This is a genomic window from Micromonospora sp. WMMD964, from assembly GCF_029581455.1.
Classification (GTDB): domain Bacteria; phylum Actinomycetota; class Actinomycetes; order Mycobacteriales; family Micromonosporaceae; genus Micromonospora.
On sequence record NZ_CP120860.1, the window covers coordinates 2,265,297 to 2,285,527 of the forward strand.

19 protein-coding genes are annotated in these 20,231 nt (G+C 73.0%); 12 read left to right on the forward strand and 7 right to left on the reverse strand.

The genetic code is table 11. From position 1 onward, the window contains the following. Positions 1 to 177 precede the first annotated feature (177 nt). The 11 genes from O7616_RS10630 (at position 178) to rdgB (ending at position 9,464) form a co-directional block, all read left to right on the forward strand. Positions 178 to 1,728: a hypothetical protein gene (locus O7616_RS10630; protein WP_282262246.1), complete on the forward strand. Its 1,551-nt coding sequence runs from the start codon at positions 178 to 180 to the stop codon at positions 1,726 to 1,728. 148 nt (positions 1,729 to 1,876) lie between these two features. Then, positions 1,877 to 2,167 (forward strand): ATP-dependent Clp protease adapter ClpS, encoded by a 291-nt coding sequence (gene clpS / locus O7616_RS10635; RefSeq protein ID WP_030487198.1) that lies wholly within the window; start codon positions 1,877 to 1,879, stop codon positions 2,165 to 2,167. Between the two features lie 2 nt (positions 2,168 to 2,169). Next, positions 2,170 to 2,664 carry a DUF2017 domain-containing protein gene (locus O7616_RS10640; protein WP_197699390.1) on the forward strand — a complete coding sequence of 165 codons (495 nt, stop codon included), beginning with the start codon at positions 2,170 to 2,172 and terminating at the stop codon, positions 2,662 to 2,664. A 52-nt stretch (positions 2,665 to 2,716) separates the two neighbouring features. Then, positions 2,717 to 3,205, forward strand: a complete 489-nt coding sequence (locus O7616_RS10645; RefSeq protein ID WP_088991173.1) for a M67 family metallopeptidase — start codon at positions 2,717 to 2,719, stop codon at positions 3,203 to 3,205. A 66-nt stretch (positions 3,206 to 3,271) separates the two neighbouring features. Beyond that, positions 3,272 to 3,688, forward strand: coding sequence for a MoaD family protein (locus O7616_RS10650; RefSeq protein ID WP_282306636.1), 417 nt, complete (start codon positions 3,272 to 3,274; stop codon positions 3,686 to 3,688). Positions 3,689 to 3,699: 11 nt separating this feature from the next. Continuing rightward, positions 3,700 to 4,665: a pyridoxal-phosphate dependent enzyme gene (locus O7616_RS10655; RefSeq protein WP_282262241.1), complete on the forward strand. Its 966-nt coding sequence runs from the start codon at positions 3,700 to 3,702 to the stop codon at positions 4,663 to 4,665. A gap of 221 nt (positions 4,666 to 4,886) precedes the next feature. Continuing rightward, positions 4,887 to 5,630, forward strand: a complete 744-nt coding sequence (locus O7616_RS10660) for an MBL fold metallo-hydrolase (protein WP_282306637.1) — start codon at positions 4,887 to 4,889, stop codon at positions 5,628 to 5,630. 111 nt (positions 5,631 to 5,741) lie between these two features. Beyond that, the gene (locus O7616_RS10665; protein WP_282306638.1) at positions 5,742 to 6,887 is read left to right on the forward strand and encodes a glycosyltransferase family 1 protein; all 1,146 of its coding nucleotides are present in this window, start codon (positions 5,742 to 5,744) and stop codon (positions 6,885 to 6,887) included. After that, the gene (locus tag O7616_RS10670; protein WP_282306639.1) at positions 6,884 to 8,053 is read left to right on the forward strand and encodes a glycosyltransferase; all 1,170 of its coding nucleotides are present in this window, start codon (positions 6,884 to 6,886) and stop codon (positions 8,051 to 8,053) included. The genes O7616_RS10665 and O7616_RS10670 overlap by 4 nt, the downstream gene beginning before the upstream one ends. Before the next feature lie 9 nt (positions 8,054 to 8,062). Beyond that, the gene (rph, locus tag O7616_RS10675) at positions 8,063 to 8,794 is read left to right on the forward strand and encodes a ribonuclease PH (RefSeq protein WP_282306640.1); all 732 of its coding nucleotides are present in this window, start codon (positions 8,063 to 8,065) and stop codon (positions 8,792 to 8,794) included. Between the two features lie 52 nt (positions 8,795 to 8,846). After that, the gene (rdgB, locus tag O7616_RS10680; RefSeq protein WP_282306641.1) at positions 8,847 to 9,464 is read left to right on the forward strand and encodes an RdgB/HAM1 family non-canonical purine NTP pyrophosphatase; all 618 of its coding nucleotides are present in this window, start codon (positions 8,847 to 8,849) and stop codon (positions 9,462 to 9,464) included. A gap of 155 nt (positions 9,465 to 9,619) precedes the next feature. Here rdgB and hutH read toward each other — a convergent pair whose 3' ends face one another. From hutH to O7616_RS10710, 6 genes are all read right to left on the reverse strand, one after another. Next, positions 9,620 to 11,158, reverse strand: a complete 1,539-nt coding sequence (gene hutH / locus O7616_RS10685) for a histidine ammonia-lyase (RefSeq protein WP_282306642.1) — start codon at positions 11,156 to 11,158, stop codon at positions 9,620 to 9,622. Continuing rightward, positions 11,155 to 12,339, reverse strand: a complete 1,185-nt coding sequence (gene hutI, locus O7616_RS10690) for an imidazolonepropionase (protein ID WP_282306643.1) — start codon at positions 12,337 to 12,339, stop codon at positions 11,155 to 11,157. Before hutI ends, hutH begins: the two co-directional genes overlap by 4 nt. After that, a complete protein-coding gene (locus tag O7616_RS10695) occupies positions 12,336 to 13,697 on the reverse strand; it encodes a formimidoylglutamate deiminase (RefSeq protein WP_282306644.1) in 1,362 nt (453 codons plus the stop codon). The genes hutI and O7616_RS10695 overlap by 4 nt, the downstream gene beginning before the upstream one ends. A gap of 178 nt (positions 13,698 to 13,875) precedes the next feature. After that, positions 13,876 to 15,078, reverse strand: coding sequence for an allantoate amidohydrolase (locus O7616_RS10700; protein WP_282306645.1), 1,203 nt, complete (start codon positions 15,076 to 15,078; stop codon positions 13,876 to 13,878). Beyond that, positions 15,075 to 16,733, reverse strand: a complete 1,659-nt coding sequence (gene hutU / locus O7616_RS10705; protein WP_282306646.1) for a urocanate hydratase — start codon at positions 16,731 to 16,733, stop codon at positions 15,075 to 15,077. Before hutU ends, O7616_RS10700 begins: the two co-directional genes overlap by 4 nt. Before the next feature lie 17 nt (positions 16,734 to 16,750). After that, positions 16,751 to 17,602 carry a MurR/RpiR family transcriptional regulator gene (locus O7616_RS10710; protein ID WP_282306647.1) on the reverse strand — a complete coding sequence of 284 codons (852 nt, stop codon included), beginning with the start codon at positions 17,600 to 17,602 and terminating at the stop codon, positions 16,751 to 16,753. A gap of 131 nt (positions 17,603 to 17,733) precedes the next feature. On the opposite strand from O7616_RS10710, the gene O7616_RS10715 reads away from it, so the two are divergent. Beyond that, the gene (locus O7616_RS10715) at positions 17,734 to 19,035 is read left to right on the forward strand and encodes a hypothetical protein (protein ID WP_282306648.1); all 1,302 of its coding nucleotides are present in this window, start codon (positions 17,734 to 17,736) and stop codon (positions 19,033 to 19,035) included. 53 nt (positions 19,036 to 19,088) lie between these two features. Here the strand turns inward: O7616_RS10715 and O7616_RS10720 are convergent, their stop codons facing one another. Then, positions 19,089 to 20,225, reverse strand: a complete 1,137-nt coding sequence (locus tag O7616_RS10720; protein ID WP_282306649.1) for a glycosyltransferase — start codon at positions 20,223 to 20,225, stop codon at positions 19,089 to 19,091. Positions 20,226 to 20,231 lie beyond the last annotated feature (6 nt).

Consider the following 20,231-nt stretch of genomic DNA (forward strand, 5'->3'; position numbering starts at 1 on the left):
AATCCGTCCGCGCCCGTACCGTCACGGAACGAAGTTGAGTAGTCGCACAATTACCGATGAGTATCCGATGTGTTCCGCGCGGTCGCCGGCCCGCCCGTACTGTTCGGGCATCCGGGTTGTGCACCGGCTCTTCCACGCGACCGCCGTAACCGGTCACCTGCCACGGGAGGTCACCTGATGAAGCAGGGCCCTCTCCCCTCGGTCGACTCGCCGGACGACATGGCCGGCCCAGCCGACCTGCCCATCTGCGGCCCGCTGCCCGCCCGGGTCGGCGTGACCGGCCCCGCCCCGGAGGAACCGCTCGGCGTGGTCGCCGTCGGCCCGGCCGGCGCCGACCGGCGTGCCGTGCTCGCCACCCTGCTCGGGCTCGACCCGGTCATGCTCACCGTGCCGACCGGCAGTTGGCTGGTGGTGCGCAACGCCAAGGTGCCCACCCGGGCCGCGTTCGTGCCCGGCTACCGCCAGCCGCACTCCTACGGCGCGGACCGCAACGCCGCCGGCCCGGCGTTGGCCCGCCCGCCCCGGCGTGTCGAGCTGAGCGTGCCCGAACCACTTCTGCGGCACTTCACCCTGATCGACAGTCCGGACACCGCCATCCTGGGCGTGGCCGGCACCCGGGTGCTGCTCGACGCGGTGGGCCGGGCCGGCGCGCTGCTCTTCGTGATCGCTGCCGACCAGGCGTTCACCGCCGCGGAGCTGACCCTGCTCACCGAGGTCGCCCCGACCTCGGTGGAGGTCGTCTTCGCGGTGACCCCGGGTGCGACGGGTTGGGCCCCGTCGGCCGACGGTGCGGCGACTACGGAGGGCGCGGGGGCGTCCGTCCCGCCGGCCGAGGGTGCGGCGACGGAGGTCGACTCGGCCTCGGTGAGCGTGGCGGCACACCGCGCGGCGCTGTTGGCCGCCGTGCCGGCGCTGGCCGGCGCGCGGTGGTTCGCGGTCGGTGACGCCGACTCCGCCGCCGATCTGCGGCGGGCGCTCGTCGGTTGGTCGTCGCGGGAGGGCCTGCAGCGGGCCAGTGTCGACCCGCCGGTGTTGCCGGGCGGGCAGGGCCGCATCCCGGTGGTCGCCGACCCCGGCGACTGGTCCGAGCGACTCGACCGGCACACCCGCTCGTGCGCCCAGCGGATCCGCCAGCACCTCGCCCTGGAGTTGGCGAACATCCACCTGCGGGCGGTCCAGGAGATCGTGTTCGGGGTCGGGTGCGCGGGCCTACCGGACCTGCTGGACCGGGAGATGGCGGCGTTGTCGCTGTTGGCCACCGCGCAGTGCGACCAGGCGGTGCGCGGGATCGTGACCGACGTCGCGGGCCGGGTGCTCGGCGCACCGCCGACCGAGGGCGTGCGGCGGCGGATCGCCACCGCCGTGCAGTACGGCCTGGTCGACGACCGGCCCGGCCACGAGCTGGACAAGGTGCTACTGATCACCAGCACGGCCGGGGTCGCGACGTTGACCGGCCCGGAGGCAATCGACGCCCTCGCGAGCTATCCGGCGGCGGCCCGCGCCGAGGTGCTCCCGCCGGTCGCGGTCGCGCTGTCCGGCGGGTGCTGGCAACAGTGGCGTACGCCGGGCAACGACGATCACAGCGCGGCGCGGGCCTGGTCCCAGCGGGCGGTGCGGGAGGTCGAGCTGGGGTTGTCCCGGGAGATCTCCCGTCGGTTCGAGGTGATCCGTCTCTCGCTGGGCGCGGTGCTCTCCGATGCAGTCGACCACGGCATCCTGCTGGCCTGACCGCGCGGTGGCACCTCGGTCCGAGTTCGTCTCGCACCGCGCGTCAGACGGCGTGCGGGGCGACTCAGGCGTGCCCGGAGTAGGCGATCCAAGACGGGCCGGCGTTCCGGTTCCTCGGTTCCGGGAAACCGGTGGCACGATGGGGGGCATGGCGGCTCCGCAGGTTGCACCGGTCGAGACGCCGGCCACTGACGAGGTGCCGGCGTCCGACCGGCAGTGGGTGACGATCGTGTGGGACGACCCGGTCAATCTGATGACGTACGTGACCTGGGTCTTCCAGAAGCTTTTCGGCTACAGCCGGGAGAGGGCCGAGCAGCTGATGCTGGACGTGCACCACAAGGGCCGTGCCGTGGTCTCCACCGGTGCCCGGGAGCGGATGGAGCACGACGCGTCGCAGCTGCACGCGTACGGGCTGTGGGCGACGGTGGACAAGTCGTGAGCATGTTCCGTCGCCAGGCCGGCTGCTACGTCGCCACCTTCGCCGTGGACGAGGCGCGGGTGTTGCGCAAGGTCGCCTCCGAGGTGGTCGGCCTGCTCACCGATGGCTTCGACCACACCGACCCGGTCGTCGGTCGGCTCTTTCCCGCCGTCTACCCCCAGGACGCCTCGGGCACCGCGGAGTTCCGCCGCTACACCGAGGGCGACCTGAAGACCGCCAAGATCGACCAGGCGGGGGCGATCCTGGCCGCGCTGCCCGACGAGGCCGGTGGCGAGGTGCGGCTGGACGCCGAGGCGGCCGAGGCGTGGTTGCGGGCGCTCAACGACGCCCGGCTCGCGATGGGTGTCCGGCTGGAGATCAAGGACGGCACGGATCTGGGCGAGGAGTTGGACGACGCGGTCGCCGAGGACCCGGCGTCCAGCCGGGTGTTCCAGCTTTCGGTCTACGCGTACCTCGGATATTTGCAGGAGTCGCTGCTCAACGCCTTGATCGACTAGGCGTGACCGGCACCACTTCGGTGTGTGGTCGTCAGGCGTTAGGCTGGTGCTCGTGCTGAGCATCGACCGGTCGATCATCGACGCGATCGTCGCCCACGCGCGCCGGGATCACCCCGACGAGGCGTGCGGCGTGGTCGCCGGGCCCGTCGGCAGCGACACCCCGACCCGGCACATCCCGATGGACAACGCCGCGCGGTCGATGACCTTCTACGAGTTCGACTCGATGGAGCACCTGCGGGTGTGGCGGGAGATGGACGACCGGGACGAGGAGCCCGTCGTCATCTACCACTCGCACACCGCCACCGAGGCGTACCCGTCGCGGACGGATGTCTCCTTCGCCGGCGAGCCGGGCGCGCACTACCTGCTCGTCTCGACCCGTGAGCCCGACTCGGAGGAGATCCGGTCTTTCCGGATCGTCGACGGTGTGGTCACCGAGGAGCCGGTCCAGGTCGTGGAGGCCGGCGTCGACCCGCATGCCGTCCAGTCCTACATGTTCGGGCAGAGCCCGGCGACGGTCGACTACGAGTGTTCCGGCCGCTGATCCGTCAGCGTCCGCATTCGTCTCGTCCCGCCACCGTAGGCACACCCGATCGAGGAGCTCGACATCATGGCCATTGAGGTTCGCATCCCCACCATCCTGCGCAGCTACACCGGCGGCGCCAAGGTCGTCGACGGCACCGGCGACACCCTCGCCGATCTGCTCAACGACCTGGACTCCCGGCACGGCGGCCTGCGCGGCCGACTGATCACCGAGACGGGCACGTTGCACCGCTTCGTCAACGTCTACGTCAACGACGAGGACGTCCGCTTCCTCGGTGCGCTGGACGCCAAGCTCTCCGACGGCGACAGCGTCACCATCCTGCCGGCCGTGGCCGGCGGTGCGTTCGGCTTCGCCGCGGCAGCGGCGATCAGCTCGCACAGCGCCGCGGCGGCGGCGATCAGCTCGCACAGCGCCGCGGCGGCGGCGATCAGCTCGCACAGCGCCGCGGCGGCGGCGGTGCGCGGCGCCGTCGCGGCTCGCTGAGGTCGGCCGCCATGGCGCGGTACGACAGTCTGCTCGACGCGTGCGGGGGCACACCGCTGGTGGGTCTGCCCCGGCTCTCTCCGACGGTGCCCGACGGGGCGCCGCCGGTGCGGCTCTGGGCCAAGCTGGAGGACCGGAATCCGACCGGCAGCATCAAGGACCGCGCGGCGCTGTTCATGGTGCGGGCGGCCGAGGAGGCCGGTCGGCTCCGCACGGGTGACACCATCCTCGAACCGACGAGTGGCAACACCGGCATCTCGTTGGCGATGGTGGCCAAGTTGCGCGGCTACCGGCTGGTCTGCGTGATGCCGGAGAACGTCTCCACCGAGCGGGTGCAGCTGCTCCGCATGTACGGGGCCGAGATCATCTTCTCGCCGGCGGCGGGCGGGTCCAACCAGGCGGTCGCCACGGCCAAGCAGATCGCGCTGGAGCACCCCGACTGGGTGATGCTCTACCAGTACGGCAATGAGGCCAACGCTCGGGCGCACTACGAGACGACCGGGCCGGAGCTGCTGCACGACCTGCCCACCATCACGCATTTCGTGGCCGGGCTCGGCACCACCGGCACGTTGATGGGCACCGGTCGCTACCTGCGGGAGAAGGTCGACGGCATCCAGGTGGTGGCCGCCGAGCCGCGCTACGGCGAGCTGGTCTACGGCCTGCGCAACATCGACGAGGGGTACGTGCCGGAGCTGTACGACGCCTCGGTGCTGTCCCGGCGGTTCTCGGTCGGCACCCGGGACGCGGTGCTGCGGACCCGGCAGCTGGTCGAGGTGGAGGGCATCTTCGCCGGCTTCTCCACCGGTGCCATCCTGCACGCCGCGCTCGCTGTGGCGCACGAGGCGGTCCGGGACGGCCGGCGTGCCGACGTGGCCTTCGTGGTCTGCGACGGCGGGTGGAAGTACCTGTCCACCGGCGCGTACGGTGGCACGCTCGCCGACGCCGAGGACGCCCTGGAGGGGCAGCTCTGGGCCTGACCGGTGGGTTTCTCGTTACGGGCCGTCGACGTGTGTCGGCGGCCCGTACGCTGTCCGCCACGCCGTGAGCGGGTGTCACGTTCGTGACAAGTTCCGTTGGATCATTCTTGCCGCCGGGCCCCCGGGCGTAGGCTGCGCAGCGTGACGCACGCGTCGGTAGAGATCACGGCTGGAGCGTTGGCCGACACGAATGCTACTGACAGTGACAGCGAGACGACTCGATGCGACTGACAGTCCTTGGCTGCGCCGGCAGCTTCCCCGGCCCCGAGGCACCGTGTTCGGCCTACCTCGTCGAGGCCGACGGTTTCCGGCTCCTGGTCGACTTCGGCTCGGGGTCGCTGTCCAGCCTCCAGCGGTACGCGGGCCTGCACGCCCCGGACGCGATCCTGCTGACCCACCTGCACTGCGACCACATCCTCGACGCCGTCACCTACGTGGTGGTCCGCCGGTACGCCCCGGAGGGCCCTTATCCGCCGTTGCCGGTGTACGCGCCGTCCGGCGCACCGGACCGGCTCAGCGCCGCGTACGGCGACGACGGAACCGTCGAGGACGTCTACCAGTTCTACGCCCTCCAGCCCGGCACCTTCCCGATCGGCCCGTTCTCGGTCACCGTCGACCGGGTCAACCACCCGGTCGAGACGTACGGGGTGCGGCTGGAGCACGGTGGCCGGTCGCTCTGTTACTCGTCGGACACCGCGCCCTGCGACGCGTTGCTGCGGTTGGCCCAGAACGCCGACATGTTCCTCTGCGAGGCCAGCTACCTGGACGGGGTGGACAACCCACCGGACCTGCACCTGACCGGCCGGGAGGCCGGCGAGACGGCGACCAAGGCCGCGGTGGGTCGGTTGCTGCTCACCCATCTGGTCGCGGCGTGGGGCAGCGAGGCGCACACGTTGGAGTCGGCGGCAGCGGCGTACACCGGGCCCATCGACGTGGTTCGTCCCGGCGCCAGTTACGACGTCTGACCCACCCCGTCCCGGTTGGGGCGGGCCGGGCCGCGGTGTTGTGCCGTACTGTTCGCCAACCGGTCAGCGGACGGTCGTCTGACGCACCAGTGGCACCCGCACGGTGTGGGCATGCGGATCGCCATCGTGACCGAGTCGTTCCCACCGGACGTGAACGGCGTCGCGCACTCAGTGGTGCGCACGGCGGAGCACCTGCTCGACCGGGGCCACGAGCCGGTCGTCATCGCGCCCGCCCCGCCCGGCGCCGGTCGGCAGAGCACCGACCGTCTGCCGTACCCGGTGGTGCGCATCCCCAGCGTGCCGCTGCCCCGATACCAGGGTTTCCGGTTGGGCGTGCCGACCACCACCCGGCTGACCGGCGCGTTGCTGTCGGCCGAGCCGGACGTGGTCCACCTGGCCAGTCCGTTCGTCCTCGGCGCACGGGCGGCCACCCTGGCCGGCCGGCACGGGCTGCCCATGGTGGCGGTCTACCAGACCGATGTGGCCGCGTACGCGCGGGCGTACCGGGTGAGCTGGGGCGAGGCGGCGGCCTGGCGGCGGATCCGGGAGATCCACAATTCGGCGCAGCGCACCCTCGCCCCGTCCACCCGGGCCGCGGCCGACCTGATCGCGAACGGGGTGCAGCGGATCTGGCTGTGGCGTCGTGGCGTGGACGCCGTGCGCTTCGACCCGGCCAAACGGTGTGCGGCGCTGCGGGAGCGGCTGGCGCCCAACGGTGAGCTGCTGATCGGCTACGTCGGCCGGCTCGCCCCGGAGAAGCGGGTGGAGCTGTTGGCGGCGACGTCGCGGCTGCCCGGTGTGCGGGTGGTGGTGGCCGGGGACGGCCCGGCCCGCCGGCAGTTGGCCCGGGAGTTGCCCGGGGTGACCTTCCTCGGCGTGCAGCAGGGCGAGGACCTGGCCCGGCTCTACGCCAGCCTGGACCTGTTCGTGCACACCGGACCGCACGAGACCTTCGGCCAGACCATCCAGGAGGCGTTGGCCTCCGGGGTGCCGGTGGTGGCACCGGCCAGCGGCGGCCCGGTCGACCTGGTCGACCCGGGCGTGACCGGTTCGTTGGTGCCGCCGAACGACGGCGACGCGCTCGCCGCGGCGGTGGCCGACCTGGCCGGCGACGGCGACCGGCGGCGGGCCTACGGGGTGGCCGCCCGGGTCGCGGTCAGTCGCCGTAGCTGGTCGGCCGTCGGCGACGAGCTGATCGGGCACTATCACGCGGTACGCGCCGTGGCCGCCACCGTCGGCCTGCCGGCCGCCTCGTGAACGGGGCTGCGGGCGGTCTGCGGATCGTGCGGCTCGCCAACTTCGTGACCGCCCGCTCGGGTGGTCTGCGGACCGCGCTGCGACACCTCGGCGAGGGCTACCGGGCGGCGGGACACGATCCGGTGCTGGTGATCCCCGGCAGGCGCGCCGCCGACGAGTCGTACCCGTGGGGGCGGGTGATCACCCTGCCGGGCCCGGAGATGCCGGGCAGCGGCGGTTACCGGCTGCTCGCCGGCCGGCGTCGGCTGGCCCGACTCCTCGCCGATCTGGCACCGGACCGGTTGGAGGTGTCCGACCGGTCGTCGCTGCGTTGGACGGGCCGGTGGGCGCGGGCGCACGGGGTGCCGTCGGTGATGGTCTCGCACGAGTCGCTGACCGGGCTGCTCGGCCAGTGGGGTGTGCCCCACCCGCTGCGCAGGTCGACCGCCGACCGGCTCAACCGGGCGACCGGCCAGGCGTACGACCGGATCGTCTGCACGACCCGCTGGGCGGCCGAGGAGTTCGACCGCATCGGTGCCGGCAACGTCGAGCTGGTGCCACTCGGGGTGGACCTGGACACCTTCTCGCCGGACCGGGCCGACCCCGGGTTGCGCGCCCGGTACGCCGACCCGGGCGAGTTGCTGGTGGTGCACTGCGCTCGGCTGTCCCCGGAGAAGCGGCCGGAGTTGGCGGTCCAGGCCCTCGCCGAGTTGCGTCGGGCCGGCGTACCGGCGGTGCTGGTGATGGCCGGCGACGGCCCGCTGCGCGGCGCGCTCGCCCGGCGGGCGGAAGGTCTGCCGGTCACGTTCACCGGCTTCCTGCCGGACCGTGCCGCGGTGGCCGCGTTGCTCGCGAGCGCCGACGTCGTGCTCGCGCCCGGCCCGGTGGAGACGTTCGGTCTCGCCGGGCTGGAGGCGTTGGCCTGCGGCACCCCGGTCGTCGTCAACGCGGCAAGCGCCCTGCCCGAGGTGATCGGAGCCGCCGGTCTGGCCGCGTACGGCTCGGGGGAGTCGATGGCCGCGGCGGTGACCCGCCTGGCGGGCCGACCGGAGGCGCAGCGGCGACTGGCCGCCCGGGCGCGGGCCGAGGAGTTCGGGTGGCCGGCAGCCGTCGCCGGGTTCCTCCGCGTGCACGACGCGAACGCGCCCGTGGGCACCCCGAGCGAGGTGGATCCCCGCACCGCATAGGGTGCAGGCATGGCGCGACCTGACGGGCGAGGGCCCTCTCAACTCCGACCGGTGACTCTGACCCGAGGCTGGAGCACCCATCCGGAGGGCTCGGTGCTCGTCGAGTTCGGCGGTACCCGGGTGCTCTGCACGGCGAGCGTCACCGAGGGGGTGCCGCGCTGGCGCAAGGGCTCCGGGCTCGGCTGGGTGACCGCCGAGTACGCGATGCTGCCCCGCGCCACCAACACCCGCTCGGACCGGGAGAGCGTCAAGGGCCGCGTCGGTGGACGCACCCACGAGATCTCCCGGCTGATCGGCCGTAGCCTGCGGGCCGCCATCGACCTCAAGGCGCTCGGCGAGAACTCGATCGTGCTCGACTGCGACGTGCTCCAGGCCGACGGTGGCACCCGCACCGCCGCGATCACCGGCGCGTACGTCGCCCTGCACGACGCGGTGGGCTGGCTCGCCGCCCGCAAGGCGTTGGCCGGCAAGCCGGAGAAGGTGATGCACCGGTCGGTGGCCGCGGTGAGCGTCGGGATCGTCGCCGGTGAGGCACGTCTGGACCTCTGCTACGAGGAGGACGTCGCCGCCGAGGTCGACATGAACGTGGTGTGCACCGGCACGGGTGACTTCGTCGAGGTGCAGGGCACCGGGGAGGCGGGCGTGTTCGCCCGGGACCAGCTCGACAGTCTGCTCGACCTGGCCGTCGCGGGTTGCACCGAATTGGCCGAAGCCCAGCGGAAGGCACTTTCCCTCCCGTGAGCGCGAGGAGTGAGCTTGCGAGCCCCGCAGTCGCGAACAAAGGTGATTCAGCATGAACAAGGTCCTGCTCGCCACCCGTAACCGGAAGAAGCTGGTGGAGCTTCAGCGGATCCTGGACGGCGCGCTCGGCGCGCACCGGATCGCCCTGCTCGGCCTGGACGACGTCGAGCAGTACGCGGAGCTGCCGGAGACCGGCCTGACCTTCGGTGAGAACGCCCTGATCAAGGCGCGGGAGGGGTGTCGGCAGACCGGTCTGCCGACCATCGCCGACGACTCCGGGCTCGCGGTGGACGCGCTCAACGGGATGCCGGGGGTGTTCAGCGCCCGCTGGTCCGGTCGGCACGGCGACGACCAGGCCAACCTCCAGCTGGTGCTGGACCAGATCGCCGACGTGCCGGACGAGCAGCGGGCGGCGTCGTTCGTCTGCACCGTGGCGCTGGTGCTGCCCGGCGGCAAGGAGCACCTGGTCGACGGCCGGCAGTCCGGGCAGGTGCTGCGCACTCCGCGCGGCGACGGCGGGTTCGGCTACGACCCGATCTTCCTGGGTGACGGGCAGGACCGGACCAACGCCGAGCTGACCCCGGCGGAGAAGGACGCGATCAGCCACCGGGGCAAGGCGCTGCGCGAGCTGGCGAAGCTGGTCGCCAAGGTGCTGCCGCCCGCCGCCTGACGGGCGCGAGGTGCTGCCGCCCGCCGCCTGACGGGCGCGAGGTGCTGCCGCCCGCCGCCTGACGGGCGCGAGGTGCTGCCGCCCGCCGCCTGACGGGCGCGAGGTGCTGTCGTCCGCCGCCTGACCCGCGGCGGACGACAGCGACCCGGCGGAGGTCAGCCCAGCGGGCCGACCTCCCGTTCGATGGCGGCGCGCAACTCACCTCCGGCGACGACCGCACGGGCCGCCTCCATCACCGGGGCGAGGAACACGTCCGGGCCGGGCTCACCGGCCGCCGGGCCGAGCGCGGTGACGGCGGCACGGCCGGCCGGCGACGGTTGCAGGGGCGCACGCAGTTGCAACCCGCGTACGCCGGCCAGCAGCTCCACCGCGAGCAGGCTGGTCAGGTTGTCCAGCACGGTGCGCAGCTTCTTCGCCGCCGCCCAGCCCATCGACACGTGGTCCTCCTGCATGCCGCTGGTGGGCAGCGAGTCCACCGAGGCCGGGGCGGCCAGGCGACGGTTCTCGGCGACGATGCCCGCCGCCGTGTACTGGGCGATCATCAGCCCGGAGTTGACCCCGGCGTCGGGGGAGAGGAACGCCGGCAGTTCCCGGGAACGGGTGACGTCGAGCAGCCGGTCCACCCGCCGCTCGGCGATGGCGCCCACCTCGGCGGCGGCGATGGCGAGGAAGTCCGCGGCGAACCCGAGCGGAGCGCCGTGGAAGTTGCCCGTCGACTCGACCCGACCGTCCGGCAGCACCACCGGGTTGTCCACCACGGACACCAACTCCCGGGCGGCGACGGCCCGGACGAAGTCCAGGGTGTCGCGGGCCGCGCCGGCCACCTGCGGGGCACAGCGCATCGAGTACGCGTCCTGCACGGCGTGCGCCAGGTCGTCGCGGTGCGAGTCCATCACCCGCGAGTCCTGCAACAGCCGGTGGATGTTCGCCGCCGAGGCGGCCTGGCCGGGGTGCGGCCGGATCGCGTGCAGCTCGGGCAGGAACGGCCGCTCGGAGCCGAGCATCGCCTCGATGGCCAGCGCGGCGGTCACGTCGGCCATGGCGAACAGGTGCGCCGCGTCGTCGATCGCCAGCAACAGCATGCCGAGCATGCCGTCGGTGCCGTTGATCAGCGCGAGCCCCTCCTTGGCGGCCAGCTCGATCGGCTTGAGCCCGGCGGCGGTCAGCGCGTCGGCGGCGTCCAGCCGCTCACCTGCCGGGCCGAGGACCCAGCCCTCACCCAGCAGGGCCAGCGCGCAGTGTGCCAGCGGAGCCAGGTCACCGGAGGCGCCCAGCGAGCCGTGCTCCGGCACCCACGGGGTGATGTCGTTGTTGAGCAGGTCGACCAGGGCCTCGGCGACCAGCGGCCGGACCCCGGAGCGGCCCAGGGCGAGGGACCGGACCCGCAGCAGCATCATGGCCCGGACCACCTCGCGCGGCATCGGGGAACCCACCCCGGCGGCGTGCGAACGGATCAACGCGTGTTGCAGCTCGGCGCGCCGCTCCGGAGCGACGAAGGTGTTGGCCAGCGCCCCGAACCCGGTGGACACCCCATAGACCGGACGGCCGGACGACTCGATGCCGTCCACGATGGCCCGGCTGGTCGCCATCGCGTCGATGGTGGCCGGGTCGAGGACGACAGTGGCGGTGCCGCGGGCCACCGCGAGGACGTCGTCGGCGGAGATTCCGGTGGGCTGGATGGTCACTGTCGTCATGGCGTTACTCCGTTGCGCATTACCTGGCGGATCAAGGGGACACCGGGCCGGTAGGCCAGGTGGAGGTACGACGGCGCGTCCAGGACGACGAGGTCGGCCCGCGCGCCGGGGGTGAGGACACCGATGTCGTCGCGGCGCAGCGCCCGCGCGCCACCGGCAGTGGCGGCCCAGACCGCCTCCGCCGGAGTCATCCGCATCTCGCGGACCGCGAGGGCGACGCAGAAGGGCATCGACGAGGTGTACGACGACCCGGGGTTGCAGTCCGTCGCCAGCGCCACCGTGACACCGGCGTCGAGCAGCCGGCGCGCGTCCGGGTACGGCGATCGGGTGGAGAACTCCGCGCCCGGCAGCAGGGTCGCCACCGTACGGGTCCCCGACCCGTCGCTGTGGGCCGTGCCGGCCAGCGCGTCCACGTCGGCGTCGCCCAGGTGGGTGCAGTGGTCGACGCTCGCCGCGTCCAGCTCCACGCCGAGCCGCACCCCCGCTCCGGGGCCGAGTTGGTTCGCGTGGATACGGACGCCCAGCCCGGCAGCCTGCCCGCAGGCCAGGATGGCCCGGGCGTGGTCGACGTCGAAGGCACCCCGCTCGCAGAACACGTCGACCCACTTCGCGTACGGCGTGGCGGCGCCCAGCATCGGGCCGCACACCAGGCTCACGTAGTCGTCGGGGCGGTCGGCGTACTCGGCGGGCACCACGTGCGCCCCGAGGAAGGTGGTCTCGGTGCTGCTCTCGGCGGCGATCCGCAGCGAGCGGGCCTCGTCGGCGACGGTCAGCCCGTACCCACTCTTGATCTCCATGGTCGTGGTGCCCTGGCGCAGCGCCTCCCCGCGCAGCCGGCGCACGGTGGCCCGCAACTCGTTGTCGGTGGCGGCCCGGGTGGCGCCGACAGTGGTCCGGATGCCGCCGCCGGTGTAGGGCTGACCGGCCATCCGGGCGGCGAACTCGGTGGCGCGGTCCCCGGCGAAGACCAGGTGGGCGTGGCTGTCCACGAAGCCGGGCAGCACCGCCGCCCCACCGGCGTCGAGCCGCCGGTCGGCGGCCGGCGCGTACGCGGACGGCCCGACCCAGGCCACCCGACCCTCCTCGACCAGGACGGCCGCGTCGCGGCGGATGCCCAGCGGGCCCTCGCCCGCACCGTTGGTGACCAGCTCCCCGATGTTGTCGACGAGCAGGCTGCTCATGAGAGCGTCACCGCCTCGATGGCCGCCGACAACTCAGCCGCCACGTCGACCCTCAGGTGCCGGCCCTCGGCCACCACCAGCCGACCGTCCACCACGACCTGCGTGACGTCCGCGGCGGAGGCCGCGAAGAACGCGCCCACCGGCGGCACCCCGGCGGTACGGGCGCTGTCCAGCCGTACCGTGACCAGGTCGGCACGTTCGCCGACGGCGATCCTCCCGGCGTCGGCCCAGCCCAGCGCGGCGTGCCCGGCGGAGCCGGCCGCCGTCACCAGGTCCACCGGCGTGAAGTGGCCGCGTCGGCGGGTACGCAGCCGCTCGTCCAACTCCACCGCCCGGGCCTCCTCGAACAGGTCGACCACCGCGTGACTGTCGCTGCCCAGGCTCAGCCGGATGCCCGCGTCGGCCATCAGCCGGGCCGGGCCGATGCCGTCGGCGAGATCCCGCTCGGTGGTCGGGCAGAGGCACACCCCGGTCCCGCTGTCGGCGAGCACTGTCAGGTCGGCGCTGGTCGGGTGGGTGGTGTGCACGGCTGTGGTGTTCGGCCCGAGCACGCCGTGCTCGGCGAGCAGCCCGGTGGGCGAGCGCCCGTGCACGGCCCGGCACTCGTCGTTCTCGGCGGGCTGCTCGGAGAGGTGCACGTGCAGCGGCGCCTGCCGCTGCCCGGCCCACTCGGCCACCGTGCTGAGCTGGTCGGCCGGGACCGCGCGTACCGAGTGCACCGCCGCGCCGACCCGGACGTGGGAGTCCGTCGGCTGGAACGCCTCCGCCCGCTGCGCCCAGCGGGTCGCGTCGCCGTCGCCGAAGCGGCGCTGCGGGCCGGTGAGCGCCTGTCCGTCCACGGTGGACGTCAGATAGCAGGTGTCCAGCAGGGTGAGCCGGATCCCGGCGTGTGCGGCGGCCTCGACCAGCGCCGCGCCCATCTCGTTCGGGTCGTCGTACGCGCCGCCGCCGGGGCGGTGGTGCAGGTAGTGGAACTCGCCCACACAGGTGACCCCGGCGAGCGCCATCTCCGCGTACACCGCGCGGGCCAGAGCCAGGTAGGTGTCCGGGTCCAGCCGGTCCGCGACGCCGTACATCTGGTCCCGCCAGGTCCAGAAGTCACCCCGGCCGCCGTGGGTGCGCCCACGCAGCGCCCGGTGGAAGGCGTGCGAGTGCACGTTGGCCAGACCCGGCAGGGTCAGGCCGGGCAGTGCCACGGAGTCCGCGTACACCTCGACCCCGGCGTCCGGTCCGTGCGCTCCCAGCAGCGGCGTCACCGCGGTGATCCGGCCGTCCTCGACCTCGATCAGCACGTCGGGCGTGGGCTCGGCGTGCTCGGGCAACCAGGCGTACTCCGCCAGCCAGCGGGTGGTGGTCATGCCGCTCGCCTCCTTTGGAGCTGAATCGTCTGCGACATCAGCGTCGGTGCCGAGCCGGGCGTCGGCACGAGCGCGGTCGTCGGTGCCGGGCCTCGATCTGATTCGTTTGCGACATCAGCTCCAAAGGACGGCACCACCAGGGGTCGACCCCCGCCGCGTCGGAGCCGCCGTACCACGCCTACCGGCATGTCAGTTCCTCCAGCACCCGGGCCAGTGCCTGCACCCCGGCGGCGCAGTCGTCGTCGCTCGCGGCCTCGGCGGGGGAGTGCGAGACCCCGGTCGGGTTGCGCACGAAGAGCATCGCGGTGGGCAGGTGCCCGGCGAGCACTCCGGCGTCGTGCCCCGCACCGGTCGGCAGCACCGGCGCGTCCAGCAGCGTGGCCAGGCGCTCGGCCAGCCCACCGTCGAAGGCGACCAGCTCGGTGGCCGACTCCTCGGTGACCGTCACCGCCGTGCCGTCGCGGCGGGCCCGCTCGGTGAGCTTGCCGCGCACCGCGTCGACCAGGCCGGTCAGCGTCTCCGGGTCGGCGGCCCGGGCGTCCAGCCAACCGGTCACCTTCGACGGGATCGCGTTCGTGGCGTTGGGTTCGACGGCGACCCGACCCACCGTGGCGTGCGCGCCGCGCAGCCGGGCCTCCTTGTTGGCCGCCAGCACCGCGAACGCGTAGGTGAGCATCGGGTCGCGGCGGTCGGCCATCCGGGTCGTACCCGCGTGGTTGCCCTCCCCGACCACGTCGAAGCGCCACCGGCCGTGCGGCCAGATCGCGCTGGCCACCGCGACCGGCGCGTCGGTGTCGACGAGCGCCCGGCCCTGCTCGACGTGCAGCTCGACGAAGGCGCCGAACCGGCCCAGCACCTCCGGGCGGGCGCCCGCCGGCCGGTCGCCGAGCGCGTCGGCGAAGCTCACCCCGGCCGCGTCGCGCAGGCCGGCTGCGCGCTCGGGCGGCAGGGCCCCGGTGAGCAGCCGAGACCCCAGGCAGGGTACGCCGAAACGCGCCCCCTCCTCCTCCACGAACGCGCCCAGCACCAGCGGCCGGTCCGGGGTGACCCCGGCGGCGCGTAGTTCGTCCACGGCGAGGAAGGCGCTGACGATGCCGAGTGGGCCGTCGTACGCCCCGCCGTGCGGCACCGAGTCGAAGTGGCTGCCGGTCAGCACGGCGTCGGCGCCCTCGGGGTCACCCCAGTGGGCGAAGAGGTTGCCGTTGCCGTCCTCGGTGACCGGCATCGCGCGACGGTCGGCCTGCGCGCGGAACCAGGTCCGCAGCTCCAGCTCCGGCGCTGTCAACGCGTACCGCAGATAGCCACCGCTGTCGGCGTCCCGGCCGATCGGCGCGATCTCGTCCCACAGGGCCCGGAACCGGGCGGTGAGGTCGGCCGTCATGAGTCGGCACCCTCGGCCATCGGGACGCGGACCCCGGTGCGTTCGGCGACCTCGCGGGCGCTGTCGTAGCCGGCGTCGACGTGCCGGATCACGCCCATCGCCGGGTCGTTGGTGAGCACCCGCTCGATCTTCTGACCGGCCAGGGCGGTGCCGTCGGCCACGCAGACCTGCCCGGCGTGGATCGACCGGCCGATGCCGACGCCACCGCCATGGTGGATGGACACCCAGGACGCCCCGCTGGCCGTGTTGACCAGGGCGTTGAGCAGCGGCCAGTCGGCGATCGCGTCGGAGCCGTCGGCCATGCCCTCGGTCTCCCGGTACGGGCTGGCGACGCTGCCGGTGTCCAGGTGGTCCCGGCCGATCACCACCGGCGCGGAGAGTTCACCGGAGGCGACCATGTCGTTGAACCGCACGCCCGCCCGGTCCCGTTCGCCCTGGCCGAGCCAGCAGATCCGCGCCGGCAGGCCCTGGAAGGCGACCCGCTCACCGGCGAGCTTGATCCAACGGGCCAGCGACTCGTTCTCCGGGAACAGGTCCAGGATCGCCCGGTCGGTGGCCGCGATGTCCGCCGGGTCGCCCGAGAGCGCCGCCCACCGGAACGGGCCCCTGCCCTCGCAGAACAACGGCCGGATGTACGCCGGCACGAAGCCGGGGAAGTCGAACGCCCGCTGGTAACCGCCGAGCTGTGCCTCACCCCGGATCGAGTTGCCGTAGTCGAACACCTCGGCCCCGGCGTCGAGGAAGCCGACCATCGCCTCGACGTGCTTCGCCATCGACGCCCTGGCCCGGTCGGTGAACTCGGCCGGCTTCGCCGCCGCGTAGTCCCGGGCGTCGGCGAGCTCCACCCCCACCGGCAGGTACGCCAACGGGTCGTGCGCGCTGGTCTGGTCGGTCACGATGTCGATATCGACGCCCCGAGCGAGCAGCTCCGGGAAGACCTCGGCGGCGTTGCCGACCACCCCGACGCTCAGCGCCCGGCGGTCCCGCTTCGCGGCGAGGACCCGCGCGACCGCGTCGTCCAGGGAGTCGGCGACCTCGTCGAGATAACGGTCGTGCACCCGACGGTCGAGCCGGGTGCGGTCCACGTCCACGATCAGGCACACGCCGTCGTTCATGGTGACCGCGAGAGGCTGCGCGCCGCCCATCCCGCCGCAGCCGGCGGTCAGCGTCAACGTGCCGGCGAGGGTGCCCCCGAACCGTTTGGCGGCCACCGCCGCGAACGTCTCGTAGGTGCCCTGGAGGATGCCCTGGGTGCCGATGTAGATCCACGAACCGGCGGTCATCTGCCCGTACATGGTCAGGCCGAGCTGTTCCAGGCGGCGGAACTCCGGCCAGGTCGCCCAGTCGCCGACCAGGTTGGAGTTGGCCAGCAGCACCCGAGGCGCCCACTCGTGGGTGCGCATCACCCCGACCGGGCGGCCCGACTGCACCAACATCGTCTCGTCCTCGCGCAGGTCGGTGAGCGTGCGGACCAACGCGTGGTACGACGGCCAGTCCCGCGCCGCCTTCCCGGTGCCGCCGTAGACCACCAGGTCGTCGGGGCGCTCGGCCACCTCGGGATCGAGGTTGTTCATCAGCATGCGCAGAGCGGCCTCCTGCTGCCACCCGCGGGTGGTGAGCCGGCTGCCCCGTGCGGCACGGATGGGCTGGGTCATCTCTGCTTCTCCTCCGGTCATCCGAGGAACAACTGTCGGCGGGCCGCGGAGGCTTCGAACGCCTCCAGGCGGCGCTGGGTGTCGGCCGGCGCGGCGTCGCAGATCGCCTGCAACAGCACCATGGCCAGGGTCATCGGTGCGGTGTGCAGGTCGAACACGAGCTGCGCGCCGACCGCGGCGGGCAGCACCACGTGGGCGTGTTCGGTGGCCGGGCTGACCGGGGAGTCGGTGATCGCCACCACGGTCAGGCCTGCGGCCCGCGCGTCACGCAGCGCGTCCAGGGTCTCCCGGGGGTAGCGGGGCAGGACGAACGCCAGCAGGGCGGACGCCCCGGCCTCGGCCGCCTGCTCCAGCCGGTCGGTGAGCAGGCTGCCTCCGTCGTCGAGCACGCGTACGTCCGGGTGCACCTTCGCCGCGAAATAGGCGAAGTACGCGGCCAGCGGCGCGGCGGCACGCAGACCGAGCACCGGCAGCGGGCGGCTCTCGGCGAGCAGCCGACCGGTCTCGGCGATCCGGTCCCGGTCGGCGAGCTGACCGGCCAGCCGGTCCAGGTTGCCCATCTCCGCGCGTACCGCCTGCTGGAGTTCGTTGCCCGCGTCCGCCGACCCGCCCGGTGTCCCGGCGGTGAGATCACGCAGCCGACGGCGTAGGGCCGGGTAACCGTCGTGCCCGAGCGCGACGGCGAACCGGGTGACCGACGGCTGGCTGACCCCGGCGAGATCGGCGACCTCGGCGGCCGACAGGTACGCCACGGCGGGGGCGTGCTGCACGAGGCAGTGCGCGATCCGGCGCTGCGTGGGGGTGAGCCGGACACCCTGGAACAGGTCGAGCACCCGGTCAGCGGGCGCCTCGACAGCTCCTTCATTCATGAGCTGACTCTATGCATAGAAACTTTCACGAGGCAAGCAGTGGTCCCCCGCATCGAAGGGTGCCAACCGGGGCCGGGAGCGCTGGACGGCGGTCGGTACTATCCGCACGGCGGTTCAACGGAGGAGTGCGCATGCAGCCGGAAGGCCCCTACAGGTTCACCCACGCTCTCGGCGGGTCACCAGTGGGCAAGGCATGGGCAGCCATCGACGAACAGGGCCGGTTCGTCACGGTGGCGGTGCTCGACGCCACCGTCGCCGCCACCGCCGGATGGCGCGAAGCCTTCTCCGGGGCAGCCGACCTGCTGGCCCGGTCGGCCGACCCGACCCCCTACACGTACGCCGACTTCTCCGCCGCCGCCCCCTGGGTGGCCTACGCGGCGGACGTCGGCCCCGGCGCGGAGAAGCTGTTCCGGGCCCTCGGTGTCGACTACACCCCCGCCCCGACGACGGCCCCGCCGACCTCCGCCCCACCGTCCTCCGCCCCACCGTTCTCCGCGCCGCCTGCGGTGTCCGCGCCTCCCGTGTCGGCCCCGCCGCAGCCCGTCTCCGGTGGACCGCCTGCCCCGTGGGCGGTGCAGGCCGCGCCGATCCCCAGCCAACTGGTATCCGCAGCCCCGCACCCGGTCTCCGGCGCACCCACCTCACCGGGTGCGGTGACCTCCGCGCCGCCGGCCATCCCCGTCCCGACGAGTGGGCCGGGCGGCGACGCGTTCTCCTCACCGGTCCGCCGCATCGCCCCGTCCGCGCCCAAGCCCCAGCGGACCGGCCTCTGGATCGGGATCGCCGCGCTGGTCCTGGTGGTGCTCGCCGGTGCCGGCGGCCTGGCACTGTGGAGGGGTTCAGGCGACAAGCCCACGGACGTTGCCGGCGGCAGCAGCAGCCCCGCACCGCCGCCGATGCCCGCCACGCCACCACAGTCACCCGGCATCGAACCGCCGCAGGGCGGTAAGTGGCCGACCCAGTGGCCGACGTTCACCGAGCGGGACAACGTACGCACGTTGGCGAACCTCGACGGGCTCGGCTTCCCGGTCAAGGTTCCGCTGGACTGGAACTGCACCATCGCCGGTCAGGCCGAGGGCTTCGCCAAGTACAACTGCGGCCGGGCGGCCTCCGGGGAGTCCACGATGGGCGGTGAGTTGATCGTCCGGAACTGTCCTCAACCGTGCGACGAGCGCCGCCAGACCGCCATGCGGATGGCCGAAGAGGCGTGGGGCGCGCGGTGGATCCGCACCGGTCAGTCCACCACGCTCGGCGAGACGCTGCTCAACGTCGACGGTGAGCAGCGACACGCTCTGGCCGTCGTCGCCTACTACCGTGGTGGCCCGGACGGCGTCGTCGATCGACAGATCGTCCTGCGGCTGACCGGTCCGATGCAGGAGGCGAATCAGCTGCGTCGCATCGCCACCTACCTGCGGGGCGTGCTCGTCTTCTAAACCCGGCGCGGATGTGCGTGCCGCGCGGCACGCACATCCGTCGCCGGTGACACTCAAACGCCGGCTTCGGCGATCCAGGCCGTCATCCGCGCCGCGAACTGCTGTTCCGAGAACCCGTTGGCGTGTGACCGGACACGGTCCTGCGACAGCTGCGTCAACCGGTGCACCAGCGGAGCGAAGCTACGCGGCTCCTGGGAGTCGATGAGGAAGCCGGTCTCCCCGTCGACGACGGTCTCCAGCAGGCCACCTCGGCGCAGACCCACGACCGGGGTCCCGCACGCCTGAGCCTCGACCGGGATGATGCCGAAGTCCTCGTGCACGGGGAACAACAGCGCCCTCGCACCCCAGTAGAGCTGGCGCAGACGCTCCTTCGACGGACGCACCTCGAACGTCACCGGCACCCTGACCCGCTCGGCCGCACGTCGCAGAGCGGCCTCTTCCGGACCGGAACCGGCGATCACCACCGGCAGCCCGGCCTCCTCGGCGATCTGGATGATCAGGTCGAAGTTCTTGTACGGGATCCACCGCCCCACCCCGAGCAGGTAGTCGCGCGACTGGCTCTGGTCCGCAGCCGGCGCGGCCGCGAAGTAGTCGACGTCCACCGGGGGGTTGATGACGACCGCGTCCCTGCGCCAGAAACGGGCGATGCGGGCCCGCACCTCCTCCGAGTTCGCGGCATAGCTGTTCACATGACGGCTGAGCCGGACGTCGGCGGTCTGCAACACGCGTCGCGGCAACGTCAGCATCGGGTTGGAGCCACGCCCGTCGAAGTCCGGGCTCCAGATGTACCGAGCGGGGGAGTGCACATAGCTGAGGTAGCGGGTGCTCTCCGAGGTACCGAGCCGAACGGTGTGCGCGAACGCGTGGCTGGACGAGATCACGAGGTCGAACCGCTCCTGGCTGAGGGTCCGCCACACCAGTGGCATCACCGGCAGCGCCCCTGCCTTCGTCCGGCGCAGCGGTGTCCGCGCCATCCACGACTCCCGCAGGTTGGGCTCGACGGCGTCGTGGTCCTTCCAGAGCACGAAACGCTCAGCTTCCGGCAGCAGGTTGCTGATCTGCCGGAAGACGTTCTCCGAACCGCCGGTTGCCCCGAACCACTCGTGAACGAGCGCGACACGGGCGCTCGCCAGAGCGTCGAGTGGGCCTGTCGCGCCGGCTTGGGGGATCGCGGAAAGGTTGTCTACCACTGGTTG

Excerpts from the sequence above, each read along its gene's own strand:
- O7616_RS10630 (WP_282262246.1), top strand. The coding sequence starts at position 178 with ATGAAGCAGGGCCCTCTCCCCTCGGTCGACTCGCCGGACGACATGGCC.
- clpS (WP_030487198.1), top strand. The coding sequence starts at position 1,877 with ATGGCGGCTCCGCAGGTTGCACCGGTCGAGACGCCGGCCACTGACGAG.
- O7616_RS10640 (WP_197699390.1), top strand. The coding sequence starts at position 2,170 with ATGTTCCGTCGCCAGGCCGGCTGCTACGTCGCCACCTTCGCCGTGGAC.
- O7616_RS10650 (WP_282306636.1), top strand. The coding sequence starts at position 3,272 with ATGGCCATTGAGGTTCGCATCCCCACCATCCTGCGCAGCTACACCGGC.
- O7616_RS10655 (WP_282262241.1), top strand. The coding sequence starts at position 3,700 with ATGGCGCGGTACGACAGTCTGCTCGACGCGTGCGGGGGCACACCGCTG.
- O7616_RS10660 (WP_282306637.1), top strand. The coding sequence starts at position 4,887 with ATGCGACTGACAGTCCTTGGCTGCGCCGGCAGCTTCCCCGGCCCCGAG.
- O7616_RS10665 (WP_282306638.1), top strand. The coding sequence starts at position 5,742 with ATGCGGATCGCCATCGTGACCGAGTCGTTCCCACCGGACGTGAACGGC.
- rph (WP_282306640.1), top strand. The coding sequence starts at position 8,063 with ATGGCGCGACCTGACGGGCGAGGGCCCTCTCAACTCCGACCGGTGACT.
- rdgB (WP_282306641.1), top strand. The coding sequence starts at position 8,847 with ATGAACAAGGTCCTGCTCGCCACCCGTAACCGGAAGAAGCTGGTGGAG.
- hutH (WP_282306642.1), bottom strand. The coding sequence starts at position 11,158 with ATGACGACAGTGACCATCCAGCCCACCGGAATCTCCGCCGACGACGTC.
- hutI (WP_282306643.1), bottom strand. The coding sequence starts at position 12,339 with ATGAGCAGCCTGCTCGTCGACAACATCGGGGAGCTGGTCACCAACGGT.
- O7616_RS10695 (WP_282306644.1), bottom strand. The coding sequence starts at position 13,697 with ATGACCACCACCCGCTGGCTGGCGGAGTACGCCTGGTTGCCCGAGCAC.
- O7616_RS10700 (WP_282306645.1), bottom strand. The coding sequence starts at position 15,078 with ATGACGGCCGACCTCACCGCCCGGTTCCGGGCCCTGTGGGACGAGATC.
- hutU (WP_282306646.1), bottom strand. The coding sequence starts at position 16,733 with ATGACCCAGCCCATCCGTGCCGCACGGGGCAGCCGGCTCACCACCCGC.
- O7616_RS10710 (WP_282306647.1), bottom strand. The coding sequence starts at position 17,602 with ATGAATGAAGGAGCTGTCGAGGCGCCCGCTGACCGGGTGCTCGACCTG.
- O7616_RS10715 (WP_282306648.1), top strand. The coding sequence starts at position 17,734 with ATGCAGCCGGAAGGCCCCTACAGGTTCACCCACGCTCTCGGCGGGTCA.